Raw genomic sequence first — 14,093 nt, 5'->3', positions numbered from 1 at the left:
GAACCGGCCCCGATGAGGGAGGCAGAGTTGACCGGGACTACCAGCGGAGACCTCGTCGCACACCGGACGCTGACGCTCGAGGCCTACGCGGACACGATCGTGCCGGGCGAGAAGCGCCGGCCCGACGACCGGGCCGTGGCCGGTGCGGCGCCCGGCGGCGGAGCCGTCGCGGCCGGTGCCCTGGAGCTGATGCAGTGGGATGCCACCGGCATCTCCGAAGGCCTCGGCGACCTGGTGGAGTTGCTCGACGGGTACACCCGGTCGTACGCCGAGGAGCACGGGCTGACGCTCGACGCCTCCGTCCCGCCCTTCGTGGCGCTGGACTTCGCACACCGCACCGCCCTGGTGCAGCGGCTTACCGGCCCCGGGCACCCGGAGAAGGAGTTGTGGGTGCTGCTCGCGCTCTTCTCCAACATGAGCTTCGACTCCGCGGCCCACCGCCACACCGCGGAAGCCCTGGCCGACGGGCATCCCGGCCTGACGGCGATGGGCATCACCCCGCCCGACGCGGACGGCCTGTGGCGCTTCGGCAAGCCGGGATACGGCACGGCACTCGCCCGCCGCCACCCCGACACCACACCCTCAGGGAGTCCGGCATGAGCACCAGCACGGAACGGACCGAGGTCCTGGTGATCGGCAGCGGCTTCGGCGGGGCGATCACGGCCTACCACCTCGCCGCGGGCGGTGCGAAGGTCACCGTCCTGGAACGGGGCCCCTGGCTGGACACCGACGACTTCGAGCACGACTACAAACTCGGCTCCTCCTACACCCGGGCCTTCGACTTCGTCGTCGGCGACGGGATGAGCGTGCTCGGCGGCAACTGCGTGGGCGGCGGCAGCGTCGTGTACTTCGCGGCGATGCCCCGCGCCCCGCGGTTCGTCTTCGAGCGGCACGGCAGCATCGGCCGGCGCATGTGGCCGAAGTCGGTCAGCCGCGACACCCTCGACCCCTGGTACGACCGGGTCGCCGAGTCCATCTCCATCAGCAAGCCGGACTGGAACGAGGTCAGCTACGCGGGCGGGCTGTGGGCCGCGGCCTGCGACCACGCGGGCCGCACGGCCAACCCGCTGCCCGCGGCCGTCGACAACAGCACGTGCGTCAACTGCAACTGGATGATGGCCGGCTGCCGCTTCGACGCCAAACAGTCGCTGCTGCTCAACTACCTGCCCGCGGCCCTCGCCCACGGCGCGGAGATCCGCCCGCTGCACGAGGTCCAGCACATTGCTCGGACCCCGGACGGCGACTACCGCGTGCACTACAACGTCATCGACGACGAGGACTACCGCGTCCACACCGGCGGCGGCACCATCGACGCGAAGATCGTCGTCATGGCAGCGGGCGCCGGCGCCACCCCCGTCATCCTGCAGCGCAGCGAACCCTGCCTGGGCACCATGCCGCACGCCGTGGGGCGCTACTTCTCCGGCAACGGCGAGCGCCTCAACACCGCCGTCATCGACGAGGAGAAGGCCGCCGAGCTGCTCGGCCTGGACCGCGGCGACGGCATCGCCTACGCCGCCAACCACATCGGCAAGGGACCGACCGTCGCCAACTGGGACCGCCTGGACGGCTCCCTGCCCGAGTACTCCCGCTACTCCCTGGAGCAGCTGTACTTCCCGCCGGGCCTGGGCACGATCCTCGCCCAGGTGCCCGACGCGACCGGGCCCACCTGGTTCGGACCGCAGAAGAAGGAACTCCTCAAACGCTGGTCCTCGTGGCTGACGATCTTCACCATGATCGAGGACGACAACGAAGGCGTCTTCGGGCCGCCCCCGGCCACCGGCAACGCCCACCGGATCTCCCAGCAGATGCTCGGCCGGGGCAACCTCCGGTACGACCCGAGGCCCACCACCCTGGCCGCCTGGGCGCAGTCCGACGCCGAGGTCAAGGAGATCCTGGAGAAGGACGGACTCTCCAAGGTCATGCCCTGGACCAACGACGTCGTCGGCGCCTACACCGTGCACCCCCTGGCGTCGTGCCGGATCGGTGACGACCCGCACACCTCCGCCCTGGACGACCGCAACGAACTCCGCGGTCACCCGGGCATCTTCGTCACCGACGGCTCCGCCGTACCCGGTGCCCTGACCGTGAACCCGGCCATGACCATCGCGGCGCTCGCCGAGCGAGCGATCCCCGGCATCGTCGACGCGGCGCGGAGCCGCGGCGTCCAGGTCCGGTACGGGGCCCCGGCCCCCGACGGCTCCCGCAGCGCCCGCAAAGGCGTCCTGCCCCTGCTCCCCGCCCTGCGCGGCGCGAGCTCCTAGGCGACCGGCCGGGCCGGACCGCCAGGCCGGCCCGGCATCGCACCGGAAAAGAACTGCTCCTCCTCCGGACGGCCCACAGGGGGCACCGGACAGCTCCGTCGACCCTGATGAGTTGCTTCACAAAACCCGGCAGGGAAAAAGGCGAAAGGTGAAGAACGATGACCGACTATTTCGAGTACCGGCACACGGTGGGTTTCGAGGAGACGAATCTCGTCGGCAACGTCTACTACGTGAATTACCTGCGCTGGCAGGGTCGGTGCCGGGAACTCTTCCTGAAAGAGCAGGCGCCGGCGGTCCTTGCGGAGGTGCAGGACGACCTGAAGCTGTTCACGTTGAAGGTGGACTGCGAGTTCTTCGCCGAGATCACCGCTTTCGACGAGTTGTCGGTCCGGATGCGGCTGGCGGAGCTGGGGCAGACCCAGTTGGAGTTCACCTTCGACTACGTGAAGGTGTCGGCGGACGGGGCCGAGACGCTGGTCGCCCGTGGCCGGCAGCGGGTCGCCTGCATGCGCGGCCCGAACACCGCCACCGTGCCCTCCGCGATCCCCGATTCACTCGTCCAGGCCCTCGCCCCGTACTCCGCGCAGGTGCGCTCGCTCGCCGGACGCGCCGCCTGAACCGGCCTCCGGCCGGACCACCCGTGCCAACCGGGTTGCATCGAACAACTCGGCATCCCCGGTGAGTTGCATCAAGAGACCCGTCAGTCCGGGACGGCCCTCCCGTCCGTACCCGGCTTCCACCACCCAAGGAGAAGACGATGGCCACGCTGCACGACACCCTCAAGGACCTGACCGCCGACGTCGAGGACGTCGTCCGGCTGGTGGCGGACCTGGACGCCACCGCCTGGCAGACCCCGACGCCCGCCCCGGGCTGGACCGTCACCGACCAGGTCGCCCACCTGACCTTCATCTTCCGGCTCGCGAAGACGGCCGCGACCAACCCGCAGCTGTTCAAGAACATCGCCGCGGCCGCGGCCGACGACTTCAACGGCGCGGTCAACGCCGCCCTGGTCCAGTACAACACCCTGCCCCCGGCGGAGCTGCTCGCCGCCTTCCAGGCGGAGGCCGACGACTGCGTCCGGGCCCTGGGCGCGGTGCCGGAGAACCAGGTCGTGCCGTGGCTGGTCAATCCGCTGCCGCCGGTCGTCCTCGCCTGCGCCGGAATCATGGAGCTCTTCGGGCACGGCCAGGACATCGCGGACGCGCTCGGGGTACGCCGGGTGCCGACGGACCGGCTGCGACACCTGGCCGACTTCGCCTTCCTGACCCGGGACTTCGGCTACCAGACCCGCGGCGAGACGCCCCCGGACGGACCCTTCCGCTTCGAGCTGACCGCGCCCTCCGGCGGGACCTGGAGCATCGGCCCGGCCGACGCCACCCAGGTCGTCACAGGAGCCGCCCACGACTTCTGCCTGCTCGTGACCCGGCGCAGGCACCCTGACGACCTCGCTCTGACCGCGGTCGGCGACGACGCCCGGCACTGGCTCGGCATAGCCCAGGCGTATCGTGGACCCGCAGGCGAGGGCAGGACACCGGGTCAGTTCAAGGACCTGGACGAGTGATCGGCAGCCCCGCAGTACCGAGCCAAGGATGGGAGGCGATCACGGTGGCCCACACGGATCTGCAGCACGTCACCCTGATCGGCTGCGGCCTGATCGGCACCTCCATCGCTCTGGCGCTCAACAGCGCCGGGGTGGACGTCTCACTCGACGACATGGACCCCGAAGCCGTGGCACGGGCCCGGGAGCTGGGCGCCGGGTCCGTGCTGCTGCCCGACTCCCCGCCTGCCGACCTCGTGGTGATCGCGACGGCACCCCACGCCGTGGTGGACGTGCTGTATGAAGCGCAGGCGTGCGGCCGTGGCCGGGCCTACACCGATGTCGCACCCGGCAAGCGGCGCATCTGGGAGGAGGCCCAGATGCGCGGCTGCGACCTCTGGGGCTACCTTCCCGGGCGCCCGCTCGTACCGAAGCCGGCGGACATGCCCGCCGATCCCAGCGCGGACCACTTCGCCGGCCGGCCCTGGCTCCTCTTCCCGTACCCCTTGGTGGAACCGGACGCCCTCGACGCGGTCGACCGCCTGATCACCCTGTGCCGTGGCCGGCGCACCGACATGTCTCTTGAGGCAGAGCCCGTCGCCTGACCCGGCGCCCGCGCCCCGAACCCCCGTCCACGCCCCCCGGGCGGACGGGGGTTCGGGCGCTGACGACGAGGTACGTGTTCCGGCGGCCGGGCGCGAGCACGACGAAAGATGCCCGCATCGTGTGACGGACGTCACCGTTGGTGCAGTGCCGCAGTGCCGCAGTGCCGCAGTGCCGCAGTGCCGCAGTGCCGCAGTGCCGCGGTGCCGCAGGCCGCCGCACAGTCCGGCGGCCACGGCGACCAGTACGAATGAGGAGGCCGACCGTGGGACAGGTGCTCGATACTCCACCGATACACGTCGACAGCGCGCCGGACGCGTACACGGCGGTTCCCGACCGGCCCGGCGGGCGCACGGCCTGCCGCCCGGAAGCAGCTGCCGCGTTCACCTACAGCCCGTCCGGAGCGCGCGAGTCCGCCGAAGCCCTCGTGCAGCTCCTGGTGTCGGCCGTCACCCAGGAGCCGGAGCCGCTGCCCGAGGAGGAGTTCCCGGACGGCGCGTGCGGGCCCGGCTGCATCGCCCTCAGCGGGCCGAGACGGAACTGCTACGGCTGACGACCGGCAAGGACCGGGGGCGAGGGGGCTGAGTCAGGCCCCTCGCCCCCGACATACCCCGCCTCGTCCACGTACCACCGCTCCTCGACGTACGACCGCCCCGGCACCCGGCATGCCCCTGCCCCACGTACCACTGTCCCCCGACACGCCACCGCACCGGCACCCGTACGGATGCCGGTGCGGCCGGGGTCTTCGCGAGGTCGCCCCCGGTCTGCTGCTCCCCGGGTCAGCCGGACTGCGCGTTCATCAGGCGCAGCTGGGCGTACCCGCGGTTGGCCACGGTGGTGAGCAGCACGGCGGAACTCACGTGCGTGCGTCCGGTGGACAGGTCCCGCCAGACCCGTTCGAGGCGCTCCCCCTCCCGTGCTGACGTGCTGCCGGCCGTCGGCTGGATGATCTCGTCGACGGCCCGCCAGGCCAGTTGGGTCGCCTCCCGGCACAGCAGCGCGATCCGCACGTCCTCTTCCGCGGTGAACGCCTCGGGCGGCTGCTCGGACAGCTCGTGCCAGCGCCGCGCCGCGGCACCCACCAGGGTCTCGGCGGCGTCGATCATGCTGCTGGCCTGCCCGTACCAGAGCTGGTAGTCGGGATCCTCGGCCCGGGGCGGGAACGGCGGCAGGATCGTCGTACGGGAGAACATCAGCTCGGTGTACGCGTCGAGCGCGCCCTGGCACATGCCGACCGCGATGTGGGCGCCCTCCAGCGCCATCGAGCTGGCCGGGGCACCGCCGTACTGAGGGTGGTCGTGCAGCGCGCGGCCCGGGGTGCCGCCGGTCACCGAGATCTCCTCGAAGTTGACCTCCAGGCCGAAGTGGCCGGGGATGCGCCCGCCGGAGATCCGGATGCTGTGCGAACCGCTGCCCTTGAGGCCGATCTGCCCACCCCAGTCGTCGAGCATCTCCCACTGGTCGCGCGGCGCGATGAACAGCAGCCGCCGGGGCGGCTCCCCCTCGCCTCCGGCGATCACGGCGTTGCCGATCAGGTGGGTCGCGTACGGTGCGCCGGAGCAGTACTTCCACTCGCCGTTCAGGATCCAGGAGCCGTCCGCGTCCTGCTCGGCCGTCCCGAACGGGGCGTTGACGAGGGGCGCGATGAAGTCGCCGCCGCGGAAGATCTCGGCCTGCGCCTCCTCCTCGAACATGGTGGCTGCGAACAGTGAGTGCGCGGCGCCCAGGCAGTACATCCAGCCGGTCGACGGGCAGGCGCGGCAGAGGATCTTCACGACCTCCAGGAAGGTGTCGAAGCCGAACTCGAAGCCGCCGTAACGCCTGGGCACCGTGATGCGGTAGAGCCCCGCGTCCCGGAACGCCCGGTGGGTGTCCTCGGCGTAGTAGGTCCGCTCCTCGGTCTCGCTCTGGCGGGAGATCAGGGTGGCGGCGACGGCCCGGGCCCGCTCGATGAGCACGGCCGGGGTGACGTCGGGCTCGAACGGCGCGGCCGTGGCCTGCGCGGGGGTCTCGGTGAGGATCATCGCGTCACGCCCCGATCGCCGCGTCGGGGGCGGCCACCATCTCGCCGACCACACCGAGGAATCCGGCGACCTGCTCGTCGACCTCGGCCCGGTCGAACAGGTGGCGGCTGAAGCTGAGCCCGCCGACCACCTCGGTGTTGCTGAGGTGCATCGACCAGATCATGCCGTCGGGGGTCTCGGACCCCATGGGCTGCGGGACGACCCGCCGCCAGATCGCGGAGTACTCCAGGTCGCCGACCTTCTCGGCCTGCATCGAGTACGGCGGCTGGACGGCCTGGAACAGGGTCGGTGCCGTGTCGGGGCCGACCGAGTTCATCAGCTCGGGTGCCACGGCGAGGACCTGCATCAGCGGCAGCTCGTGGGAGAAGGCGCCGACGCACGCCGTCCTGGTGCGGGTGACGACCTCGCGGAAGGTCCCGCAGCCGCTCACGTCCACTCGCAGCGGCACGAAGTTGAAGAACGACCCGACCGTTGACCGGAAGCCGTGCCGGCGGCCCGGCGCGAAGGTGGGGACCACGAGGTCGGTCTGCCCGGTGCGCCGGTTCACGTACACGGCGAACGCCGCGAGCAACACCATGAACGGGGAGCTGCGCGTCGCCCGGGCCAGCCGGGACACCTCCGCGCTCAGCTCGGCGTCGGTGGTGAAGCGGTGGTAACTCGTCGCCGGGGTCTCGTCGTTGCGGCGGGTCGGCGCCACCAGGACCCGGGCGCCACGCAGGGTCTCACGCCAGTAGGCCTGGGCGGCGGCCACCGACGGCCCGGAGGCGTCCTCCTGCTGCGCCACGACGTAGTCGCGGTATTGAGTCGGCTCCGGCAGCCGCGGCTCGTCCCCGGCCGCGCGGGCCGCGTAGCACTCCGCCAGGTCCTGCATGATCACCTGAAGCGACCAGACGTCCGCGGCGCTGTGGTGCGTGGCCAGCACCAGCACCGCGTCCTCGTCGTCGAAGCGGCCGAGCACCGCACGCAGCAGCGGCACCTCGTGGATCGGGAACGGCCGGGTCTCCGCCTCGATCATGAGCTCTTCGGCGCGCCGCTCGCGGTCCGGGCCCGGTGCCTCGTCCAGCTCGGCGAGCAGCAGCTCGGGCTGCCCGGCGGGCACCACGCTCTGCGTGCCGCCGCCGTTCTCCAGGTGCAGCACCGTGCGCAGCGCCTCGTGCCGCTCGACCACGTCGGCGAGCGCCAGGCGCAGCGCCGGTACGTTCACCCGGCCGTGCAGCCGCCACCCGCCGACCTCGACGTAGTGCGGCCCGAACGGCCCGGCCTCGTAGCCCTGGGCGAACATGGCGAGGAACTGCTGCTGCAGTGAGAGCGCCGTAGTGGTCGGTACCTGCTGAGCTTCCGGATAGGTGGTCATGCGCGATCTCTCCTCGGTGGAGGCTGAGAGCCTGTGTCTGGACCCGGCGTCTGCCCGTTGCGCAGACGCAGGTTCACCCGCAGGCTCTGACGCCGGCGTGGTGGAGGGCGGCGGGCACCGGGCGTCGTGCCGACGCCGGCGCGGTGGCCGCGCTCGAGTGTCGGCAGCGCCGGAAGACCGCCGCATCTTCGTGATTGCCGCCCGTTTCCGGAGCGCGGAGCCTGTGGCAGCGCCCCCGTCACCCGTACTCCGGGCGGGCGACGGGGGTTCGGGCACAGGCCGTCTGGGCGGTACGGGATGCTGCTCAGCCCGTGTGACGCGGACTGTTCTGGTAGGCGGCGAGCTGCCAGCGGCCGTCCTGCTTCACGACCAGCCAGGAGGCGTGCACGGCGCGCTCGGGGGACGGCTCGTCCTGACCCGGCGTCAGGATGCCGCCGCGTGTGACCAGGATCCCGGCCTCCGCGCTGAGGAAGCGGATGTCGACGGGGGTGCCGGTGACGCGTGTGCCCTTGTACGGGCCGGCGAAGGCCGCCGCGGCGAAGGCGCGGATGGCGTCGCGGCCCTTCTCGAAGAAGCCGGGAAGAATCAGGGTCCCGTCGGCGGTGAACACCTCGGCGAACGCGTCGGCGTCATAGGACGCCCACGCCTCGACGATGCGCTGGGGCACCGCGGCGACCGCGGCCTTGTCCGCGTCGGTGACCGCAACGTCCGAGAGGGCGCTCTGGGTACTCATGTCTCCTCCATCGCAAGGTGGGAAGCAGGTGGGAAATCGGGCAGGGTGAGTCATCGGCCGTACGCAGAGGCCGTACGGAGGCGATCAGGCGCCGAGCCGGATCCGCTCGCCCTCCATCTGCGGCAGCCGCTGCGGCGCGTGGCCGTCGGAGCCGGAGTCCGACTCCACCTGCCGCGCGTACTCGTCGAGCAGCTGCCGGGCCTGGTCGTTCGCCCGGCTGAACCGCGCGGTCAGATCCTCGCCGCCGACCAGCACATCGTGCATGGCCTGCGTGCCCGCGCCCTGGACGGGCAGGAAGTTGCCCAGCACCGCCCCGCGCGTGGCAGGGGAGTCGGGGCTCGCCCTGAGCTGGTCGATCGCGGCCCGGCAGTGCGGATTCCCGTCGAACCAGCCCTCCTCGGTGAGCAGGTCGATCGAGGACTCGGTGGTGGGGACGAACGTCCGCTCGTGGTCGTAGACGGCGGTCGCGTTCCGCGGGTTGTTCATGAACTGCAGGAAGGCCAGCGCGCCGTCGCGGGTCGCCTCGTCCAGCCCGGAGCGCAGCCAGAGCGACTCACCGGCGATGAGGTTCCCCGCGTACCCGGCCCGTTCGTTGTACGGCATCGCGCTGGCCTGCACGCGGAAGCCGGCCTTGCGGGCCGCCCGCACGATGGGCCCCGCCTCGACGGAGGTGCTGACCAGCATCGCCGCGTCGCCGTCGGCGAACGCCTGCATGCAGCCCCACCAGTCCGACGACTTGCCGGTGTAGAGGTAGTGGCCCGCCCGGTACAGGTCCCGCCACCAGGTCGCGTAGGCCAGCATCTCGGGCGACAGGTAGTCGACCTTCCCGCTCCGGCCCGACCTGCCGTTGTCGTGGTCGGAGAACAGGCCGCCCTGCTGCGCCACGGACTGCTGGAAGAGCCAGCCGAAGTTGGGCCAGGTGATGCCGGCGCGGCGGGCGCCGTCCCGTCCGGCCAGGGCGGCACACGCCGCCTCCACCTCCGCCCAGGTGCGCGGCGGTTCGGCGATCCCGGCGGCGTTCAACGCGTCGATGTTGGAGAACAGCAGCACGGTGGAGGTGTTGCGCGGCATCGAGCTCAGGTCGCCTTCGAGCGTGAAGTACGCCCGCATGTTGGACACGACGTCGTCGAGGACCACGGGCTCCCCGAGGATCTCCGTCCGCCCGCCCACCGCCTCGGTCACCGAGGTGAACAGCGGCCGGCCGTCCCGGTCGCGTACGTCCCGGGCCTCCTGGACGTAGGTGTACTGGTACGAGGCGAGATGCGGCGCGTTCCCCGTACGGGCGGCCCGCGCCACCTCCCGGGGAAACCGGCCCACGTTGACGGCGTCGACGACAACCCGGTACCGCGGGTGCCTGCGGTTGAACTCCTCCGCCTGCCTCCGGATCGGGTCGACGAGCTGCTGCCACATCGGCCAGCGATTGAGCCAGACGTTGATCGTGAGCTTCTCGGCTGCTTGGTGCATCAGTCTGCCCATCTCAGGTCGGTACCGGCTTCCTGGGCATTTCATGCTCCGCGCCTCCCTTGAGGGGCGCATCTCCATGCGTGCTCAGGACCCCGCGTACCGGCCGCGTCTCCGCCCGTGCTCCAGGCGCAGGCCCGCACATCCCGTCCGCGCCCCCGGCGCCCGGTACGCACGCTGAACAGCAGCTCGGAAGATGCGGCGCGGTGATCCCGGCTGCCATCGTCCCCACGACGTCGTCCTGACTCCGTCCTCAGGGCGCGCCCCGACTCAAGGAGAGCCGATGGAAACCGTCACCATGCTGTCGAGGACCGAACTGCTGCGGCGCGCATCCGAGCTCGGCCCCGTACTGCGGTCCAACGCCCAGGCATCGGAGCAGCGCAGGCAGCTCAACGCCGAGACGCTCGAAGCGCTCGGCGGATCCGGTCTGCTGCGCATGCGGGTGCCGCGCAGTCATGGCGGCTACGAGTCCGACATGCGCACCGTCTCCGAGGTCCTCGCCGAGCTGGCGCGCGGCGACGGCTCCGCCGCCTGGACCGCCTCGGTGTGGATGATCAGCAGCTGGATGGTCGGCCTCTTCCCCGAGTCCGTCCGCGACGAGGTGTTCGCCGACCCGGACGTACGGATCAGCGGCATCCTCAGCCCCGGTGCCATGGCGGCCCCGGCGGACGGCGGTTACCTGGTCAACGGCAAGTGGTCCTTCAACACCGGTGCCCAGCAGAGCACGTGGAACGTGAACGCCGCCGTCCGGCCCACCCCGGACGGGCAGCACGAGCCCGTCATGGTGCTGATGCCGATGAGCGACCTGAAGGTGATCGACGACTGGCACACCTCCGGTATGTGCGCCTCCGGCAGCGTCACGACTGTCGCCGAGAACGTCTTCGTACCGGCCGAGCGAGTGCTGCCGATCGGCCCGGTGATCGGCGGTGCCCACCCGGGGCAGCAGAACCCCGACGCGCCCATGTGGCGGGCCCCGTTCATGCCGATCGCCTGCGCCACCGTCGGCGCGGCCGCGTACGGCCTCGCGGTCGCCGCCCGGGACGCGTTCATGGAGCGGCTGCCCGGAGCCAAGATCACCTACACCGACTACACGGAGCAGAGCGCCGCGCCGCTGACCCATCTGCAGCTGGCGCAGGCGGAGATCGCGATCGCGGAGGCCGAGTTCCACCTGCTGCGCACCGCCGACCTGATCGACACAAAGGCATCGTCCGGCGAGCAGTGGAGCCTCGAAGAGCGCGCCCGTGCCCGGCTCGACCTGGGCGCTGTCTGCCTGCGCGCCAAGGAGGCCGTGGACGTGCTGGCCAGTGCCAGCGGCGGCTCCTCGCTGTACTCCAGCGCGCCGATCCAGCGCATCGAGCGCGACATCAAGGCGCTCAACCTGCACGCGATCATGCACCCCGACACCAACTTCGAGCTGTACGGGCGACTCGCCTGCGGCCTGCCGGCCAACACCCAGTACCTCTGACCCGTATTCCTCTGCCCCCTATGAATCCGCCTGGAGGAGACATGAGCACCCAGCAGCAGTCGGCTCTCAGCACGGAGGAAATCTCCCAGCGCGTCGCGGCGATCTGGACGGACGTCCTGGGCCCGGGCTCCGACCGGCCCGGCGCCACGTTCTTCGAGCTGAACGGACAGTCCATCGCCGCCGTGCAGGTGGCCGCGGCCGTCGAGGAGCAGCTCGGCCTCGCCCTCGACATCGGCGACCTCTTCGAGGACCCGGACCTGGAGACCCTCACCAACGTCGTGCTCACCCTGTCCGACGGCTCGGCCGACTGAGTGCGGGGCCGCGGAGGTGAATACGAAACACGAACTGACCCACGTACGGCCGGATGCCGACCTCGACGACGTGGTGGCCGTCCTGGAGCGCGACGGAGCGGTGATCGTCGAGCAATTCACCGACGCGGCGGCGCTGGCCGGGCTCCGGGACGACCTCGGCCCCGGCCTGGAGGAGTCCGGCTACAGCGAGAGCGGTTACGACGGCCAGAAGACCAAGCGGCTGTCCAGCCTGTTCCAGCGGTCGACGCACATGTCACCGATCGTGACGCAGCGGCATTTCCTCGGAGCGGCCCGGCGGTTGCTGCAGCAGCCGCAGCACATCTGGATCGGCAAGGTCCGGATGGAGGTGAAGCCGAGCATCCAGGTCAGCTTCACCCAGGCGATCCGCATCGATCCGGGCCAGGGCCGGCAGCCGCTGCACCGCGACGACGCGATGCATCTGTGGCGGCACCCAGGACCACCGTGCCGGCTGCAGCTGATGCTGGCCATGACCGACTTCACCAGCGCCAACGGCGCGACCCTGGTCATCCCCGGCAGCCACCACTGGGACGACGAGCGGGCACCCACGTACGCCGAGACGGTCCCGGCCGTGATGCCCGCCGGCTCCGCGCTGCTCTGGCAGGGCGGCATCTACCACGGCGGCGGGGCCAACACCACGGACGCGCCGCGGTACAGCCTGTCCGTCGCGCTCGACCTGGGCAACCTGCGGCAGGAGGAGAACCAGTACCTCGCCGTCTCCCGGGAGACCGTGGCGACGCTGCCGGAGGAGGTACAGCGGCTGCTCGGCTGGGACCGCTGCCCGCCCGGCCTCGGCCAGGTCGAGACGCAGGACCCGCACCTGCTTCTGGAGCGGACCCAGCAGGAGCTCGCCGGCAGGCCACGGGGCGCGAACCCGCTGCGGTAGCGCTTCTGTCCGGAGCAGCCGGTACGTGCGATCGGCGTGCGGTGCCGCAGGACGGGCGGCCCCGCACGCCGCGCGCGCGTGCCGGGTGCCGGGCGCGGGCGGGGATGCCGGCACCGGCTCACCGGCCGGAGCCGCGGCGGCCGCCGTACGTCACCCCCTGTGCACCGGCCTCCGGGAGCACATGTGCACCGACCTTTGGGAGTAAGCGTGGACACAGACCCGCCCATCGCCATCGACCACCTCGGCAGCGACATCCACGGCGAGGCGGCCCGGATCCGCGAGCGCGGACCGGTCGCCCCGGTCGAGCTGCCCGGCGGGGTGGCCGCCTACGCGGTGACCGGCTACCGGGCCGCCCGGCAGGTCCTGGGGGACCAGCGGTTCTCCAAGGACGCCCGCCTGCACTGGCCCGCCTACGCCGAGGGCGGCATCGGCGCGGACTTCCCGCTGCTGCCCTGGGCCCGGATGGAGAACATGTCCACCGCGCACGGCGAGCCGCACGCCCGGCAACGCCGCCTCGTCGCGGGCGCGTTCAGCCCGCAGCGCGTGGCGGCCCTGCAGCCCCGCATCGAGGGCGTCGTGGCGCGCGCACTGGACGCCCTTCAGGCCCGAACGGAACAGGACCCGGACGCGGCGGTCGACCTGCGGGGCGACTTCGCGCGGCCGGTGGCGGCGCAGGTGATCGGACAGCTCCTCGGCGCACGCCCGGAGGACCAGGACGGCATCCTGGCCCGTGCGGGATACACCCCGGCGAGCCCGCAGGAGATGCGGGCAGCGTTCCTGCGCGACCGGCAGGACGCCGAGGAGCTCGTGGCGGCGAAGCGCCTGGATCCCGGTGAGGACCTCATCAGCGACCTGATCGCGGCGCAGGCGGACGAGGGCCCCGCGGCGGACGAGGAGCTGGTCTCCCTGGTGCTGCTGATGCTGAACACCGGCACGGAGCCGGCCAAGAATCTCATCACCAACACCGTCGCCGCCCTGCTGACTTGCCCCGGCCTGCTCGACGCCGTGCGCGCGGGGCGGGTCTCCTGGGGCGACGTGGTGGAGGAGACGCTGCGCACCGAAGCACCGGTGGCCATGATGCCCTTCCGGTTCCCGGTGGAGGACGTGACCGTCGAGGGCGAGAGGATCCCGCAGGGCTGCCCCGTGCTGGTCAGCTTCGCGGCCCCGGGCCGCGATCCCGACCTGCACGGCGCCGACGCACGGGAGTTCCACGCGGAGCGGGCGGACAAACGGCACCTCGCCTTCGGCCACGGCGCGCACCGGTGCGTCGGCCAGGCCCTGGCCCGCATGGAGGTCCGGATCGCCGTGCAGGCGCTGTTCACGCGCTTCCCCGACCTGCACCTCGGCACGGCACCGGAGCACCTCGCGCCGCTGGGCACCTTCGTCATGAACGGCCACCGGTCGCTGCCGGTCCGGCTGACCGCCCGCGTCGCCCAGCAC

At 71.7% G+C, this 14,093-nt stretch carries 14 protein-coding genes; 10 read left to right on the top strand and 4 right to left on the bottom strand.

Annotated elements, in window-relative coordinates; all coding sequences use genetic code 11:
* Nucleotides 1-27: 27 nt before the first annotated feature.
* The 6 genes from DMH12_RS06020 to DMH12_RS05995 all read left to right on the top strand — a co-directional run bounded on the left by DMH12_RS06020 (nucleotide 28) and on the right by DMH12_RS05995 (nucleotide 4,954).
* On the top strand, nucleotides 28-600 hold the full coding sequence (locus DMH12_RS06020; RefSeq protein ID WP_260474096.1) for a DUF5987 family protein: 573 nt from the start codon (nucleotides 28-30) through the stop codon (nucleotides 598-600).
* Nucleotides 597-2,261 (top strand): FAD-dependent oxidoreductase, encoded by a 1,665-nt coding sequence (locus DMH12_RS06015; protein ID WP_125490502.1) that lies wholly within the window; start codon nucleotides 597-599, stop codon nucleotides 2,259-2,261. The genes DMH12_RS06020 and DMH12_RS06015 overlap by 4 nt, the downstream gene beginning before the upstream one ends.
* Nucleotides 2,262-2,419: 158 nt before the next feature.
* Nucleotides 2,420-2,878, top strand: coding sequence for a thioesterase family protein (locus DMH12_RS06010; protein WP_125490501.1), 459 nt, complete (start codon nucleotides 2,420-2,422; stop codon nucleotides 2,876-2,878).
* Nucleotides 2,879-3,018: 140 nt separating this feature from the next.
* Nucleotides 3,019-3,822: a TIGR03084 family metal-binding protein gene (locus DMH12_RS06005; protein WP_125490500.1), complete on the top strand. Its 804-nt coding sequence runs from the start codon at nucleotides 3,019-3,021 to the stop codon at nucleotides 3,820-3,822.
* A 44-nt stretch (nucleotides 3,823-3,866) separates the two neighbouring features.
* Entirely contained in the window at nucleotides 3,867-4,403 is a 537-nt protein-coding gene (locus DMH12_RS06000) for a prephenate dehydrogenase/arogenate dehydrogenase family protein (protein ID WP_125490499.1), read from the top strand.
* A gap of 263 nt (nucleotides 4,404-4,666) precedes the next feature.
* Nucleotides 4,667-4,954, top strand: coding sequence for a hypothetical protein (locus DMH12_RS05995; protein WP_125490498.1), 288 nt, complete (start codon nucleotides 4,667-4,669; stop codon nucleotides 4,952-4,954).
* Nucleotides 4,955-5,180: 226 nt separating this feature from the next.
* On the opposite strand, the gene DMH12_RS05990 is transcribed toward DMH12_RS05995, so the two are convergent.
* The 4 genes from DMH12_RS05990 to DMH12_RS05975 all read right to left on the bottom strand — a co-directional run bounded on the left by DMH12_RS05990 (nucleotide 5,181) and on the right by DMH12_RS05975 (nucleotide 9,988).
* Nucleotides 5,181-6,425 carry an acyl-CoA dehydrogenase family protein gene (locus tag DMH12_RS05990; RefSeq protein WP_125490497.1) on the bottom strand — a complete coding sequence of 415 codons (1,245 nt, stop codon included), beginning with the start codon at nucleotides 6,423-6,425 and terminating at the stop codon, nucleotides 5,181-5,183.
* Between the two features lie 4 nt (nucleotides 6,426-6,429).
* Complete coding sequence (locus DMH12_RS05985) at nucleotides 6,430-7,779, bottom strand: condensation domain-containing protein (RefSeq protein ID WP_125490496.1); 1,350 nt, start codon at nucleotides 7,777-7,779, stop codon at nucleotides 6,430-6,432.
* 304 nt (nucleotides 7,780-8,083) lie between these two features.
* Entirely contained in the window at nucleotides 8,084-8,512 is a 429-nt protein-coding gene (locus DMH12_RS05980) for an SgcJ/EcaC family oxidoreductase (RefSeq protein ID WP_125490495.1), read from the bottom strand.
* Nucleotides 8,513-8,596: 84 nt separating this feature from the next.
* Nucleotides 8,597-9,988, bottom strand: a complete 1,392-nt coding sequence (locus DMH12_RS05975) for an extracellular solute-binding protein (protein WP_221763110.1) — start codon at nucleotides 9,986-9,988, stop codon at nucleotides 8,597-8,599.
* Nucleotides 9,989-10,256: 268 nt separating this feature from the next.
* On the opposite strand from DMH12_RS05975, the gene DMH12_RS05970 reads away from it, so the two are divergent.
* From DMH12_RS05970 to DMH12_RS05955, 4 genes are all read left to right on the top strand, one after another.
* A complete protein-coding gene (locus DMH12_RS05970) occupies nucleotides 10,257-11,438 on the top strand; it encodes an acyl-CoA dehydrogenase family protein (RefSeq protein WP_125490494.1) in 1,182 nt (393 codons plus the stop codon).
* 41 nt (nucleotides 11,439-11,479) lie between these two features.
* On the top strand, nucleotides 11,480-11,749 hold the full coding sequence (locus DMH12_RS05965) for a phosphopantetheine-binding protein (protein WP_125490493.1): 270 nt from the start codon (nucleotides 11,480-11,482) through the stop codon (nucleotides 11,747-11,749).
* A gap of 16 nt (nucleotides 11,750-11,765) precedes the next feature.
* A complete protein-coding gene (locus DMH12_RS05960) occupies nucleotides 11,766-12,653 on the top strand; it encodes a phytanoyl-CoA dioxygenase family protein (RefSeq protein WP_125490492.1) in 888 nt (295 codons plus the stop codon).
* Between the two features lie 207 nt (nucleotides 12,654-12,860).
* The coding region (locus DMH12_RS05955; protein ID WP_148107519.1) for a cytochrome P450 at nucleotides 12,861-14,093 on the top strand (1,233 nt) is incomplete at its 3' end.

It is taken from the genome of Streptomyces sp. WAC 04229, assembly GCF_003947455.1.
Taxonomy (GTDB): domain Bacteria; phylum Actinomycetota; class Actinomycetes; order Streptomycetales; family Streptomycetaceae; genus Streptomyces.
The sequence above is the reverse complement of the archived record's forward strand: the minus strand, read 5'-3'. Positions and strand labels throughout refer to the sequence as shown.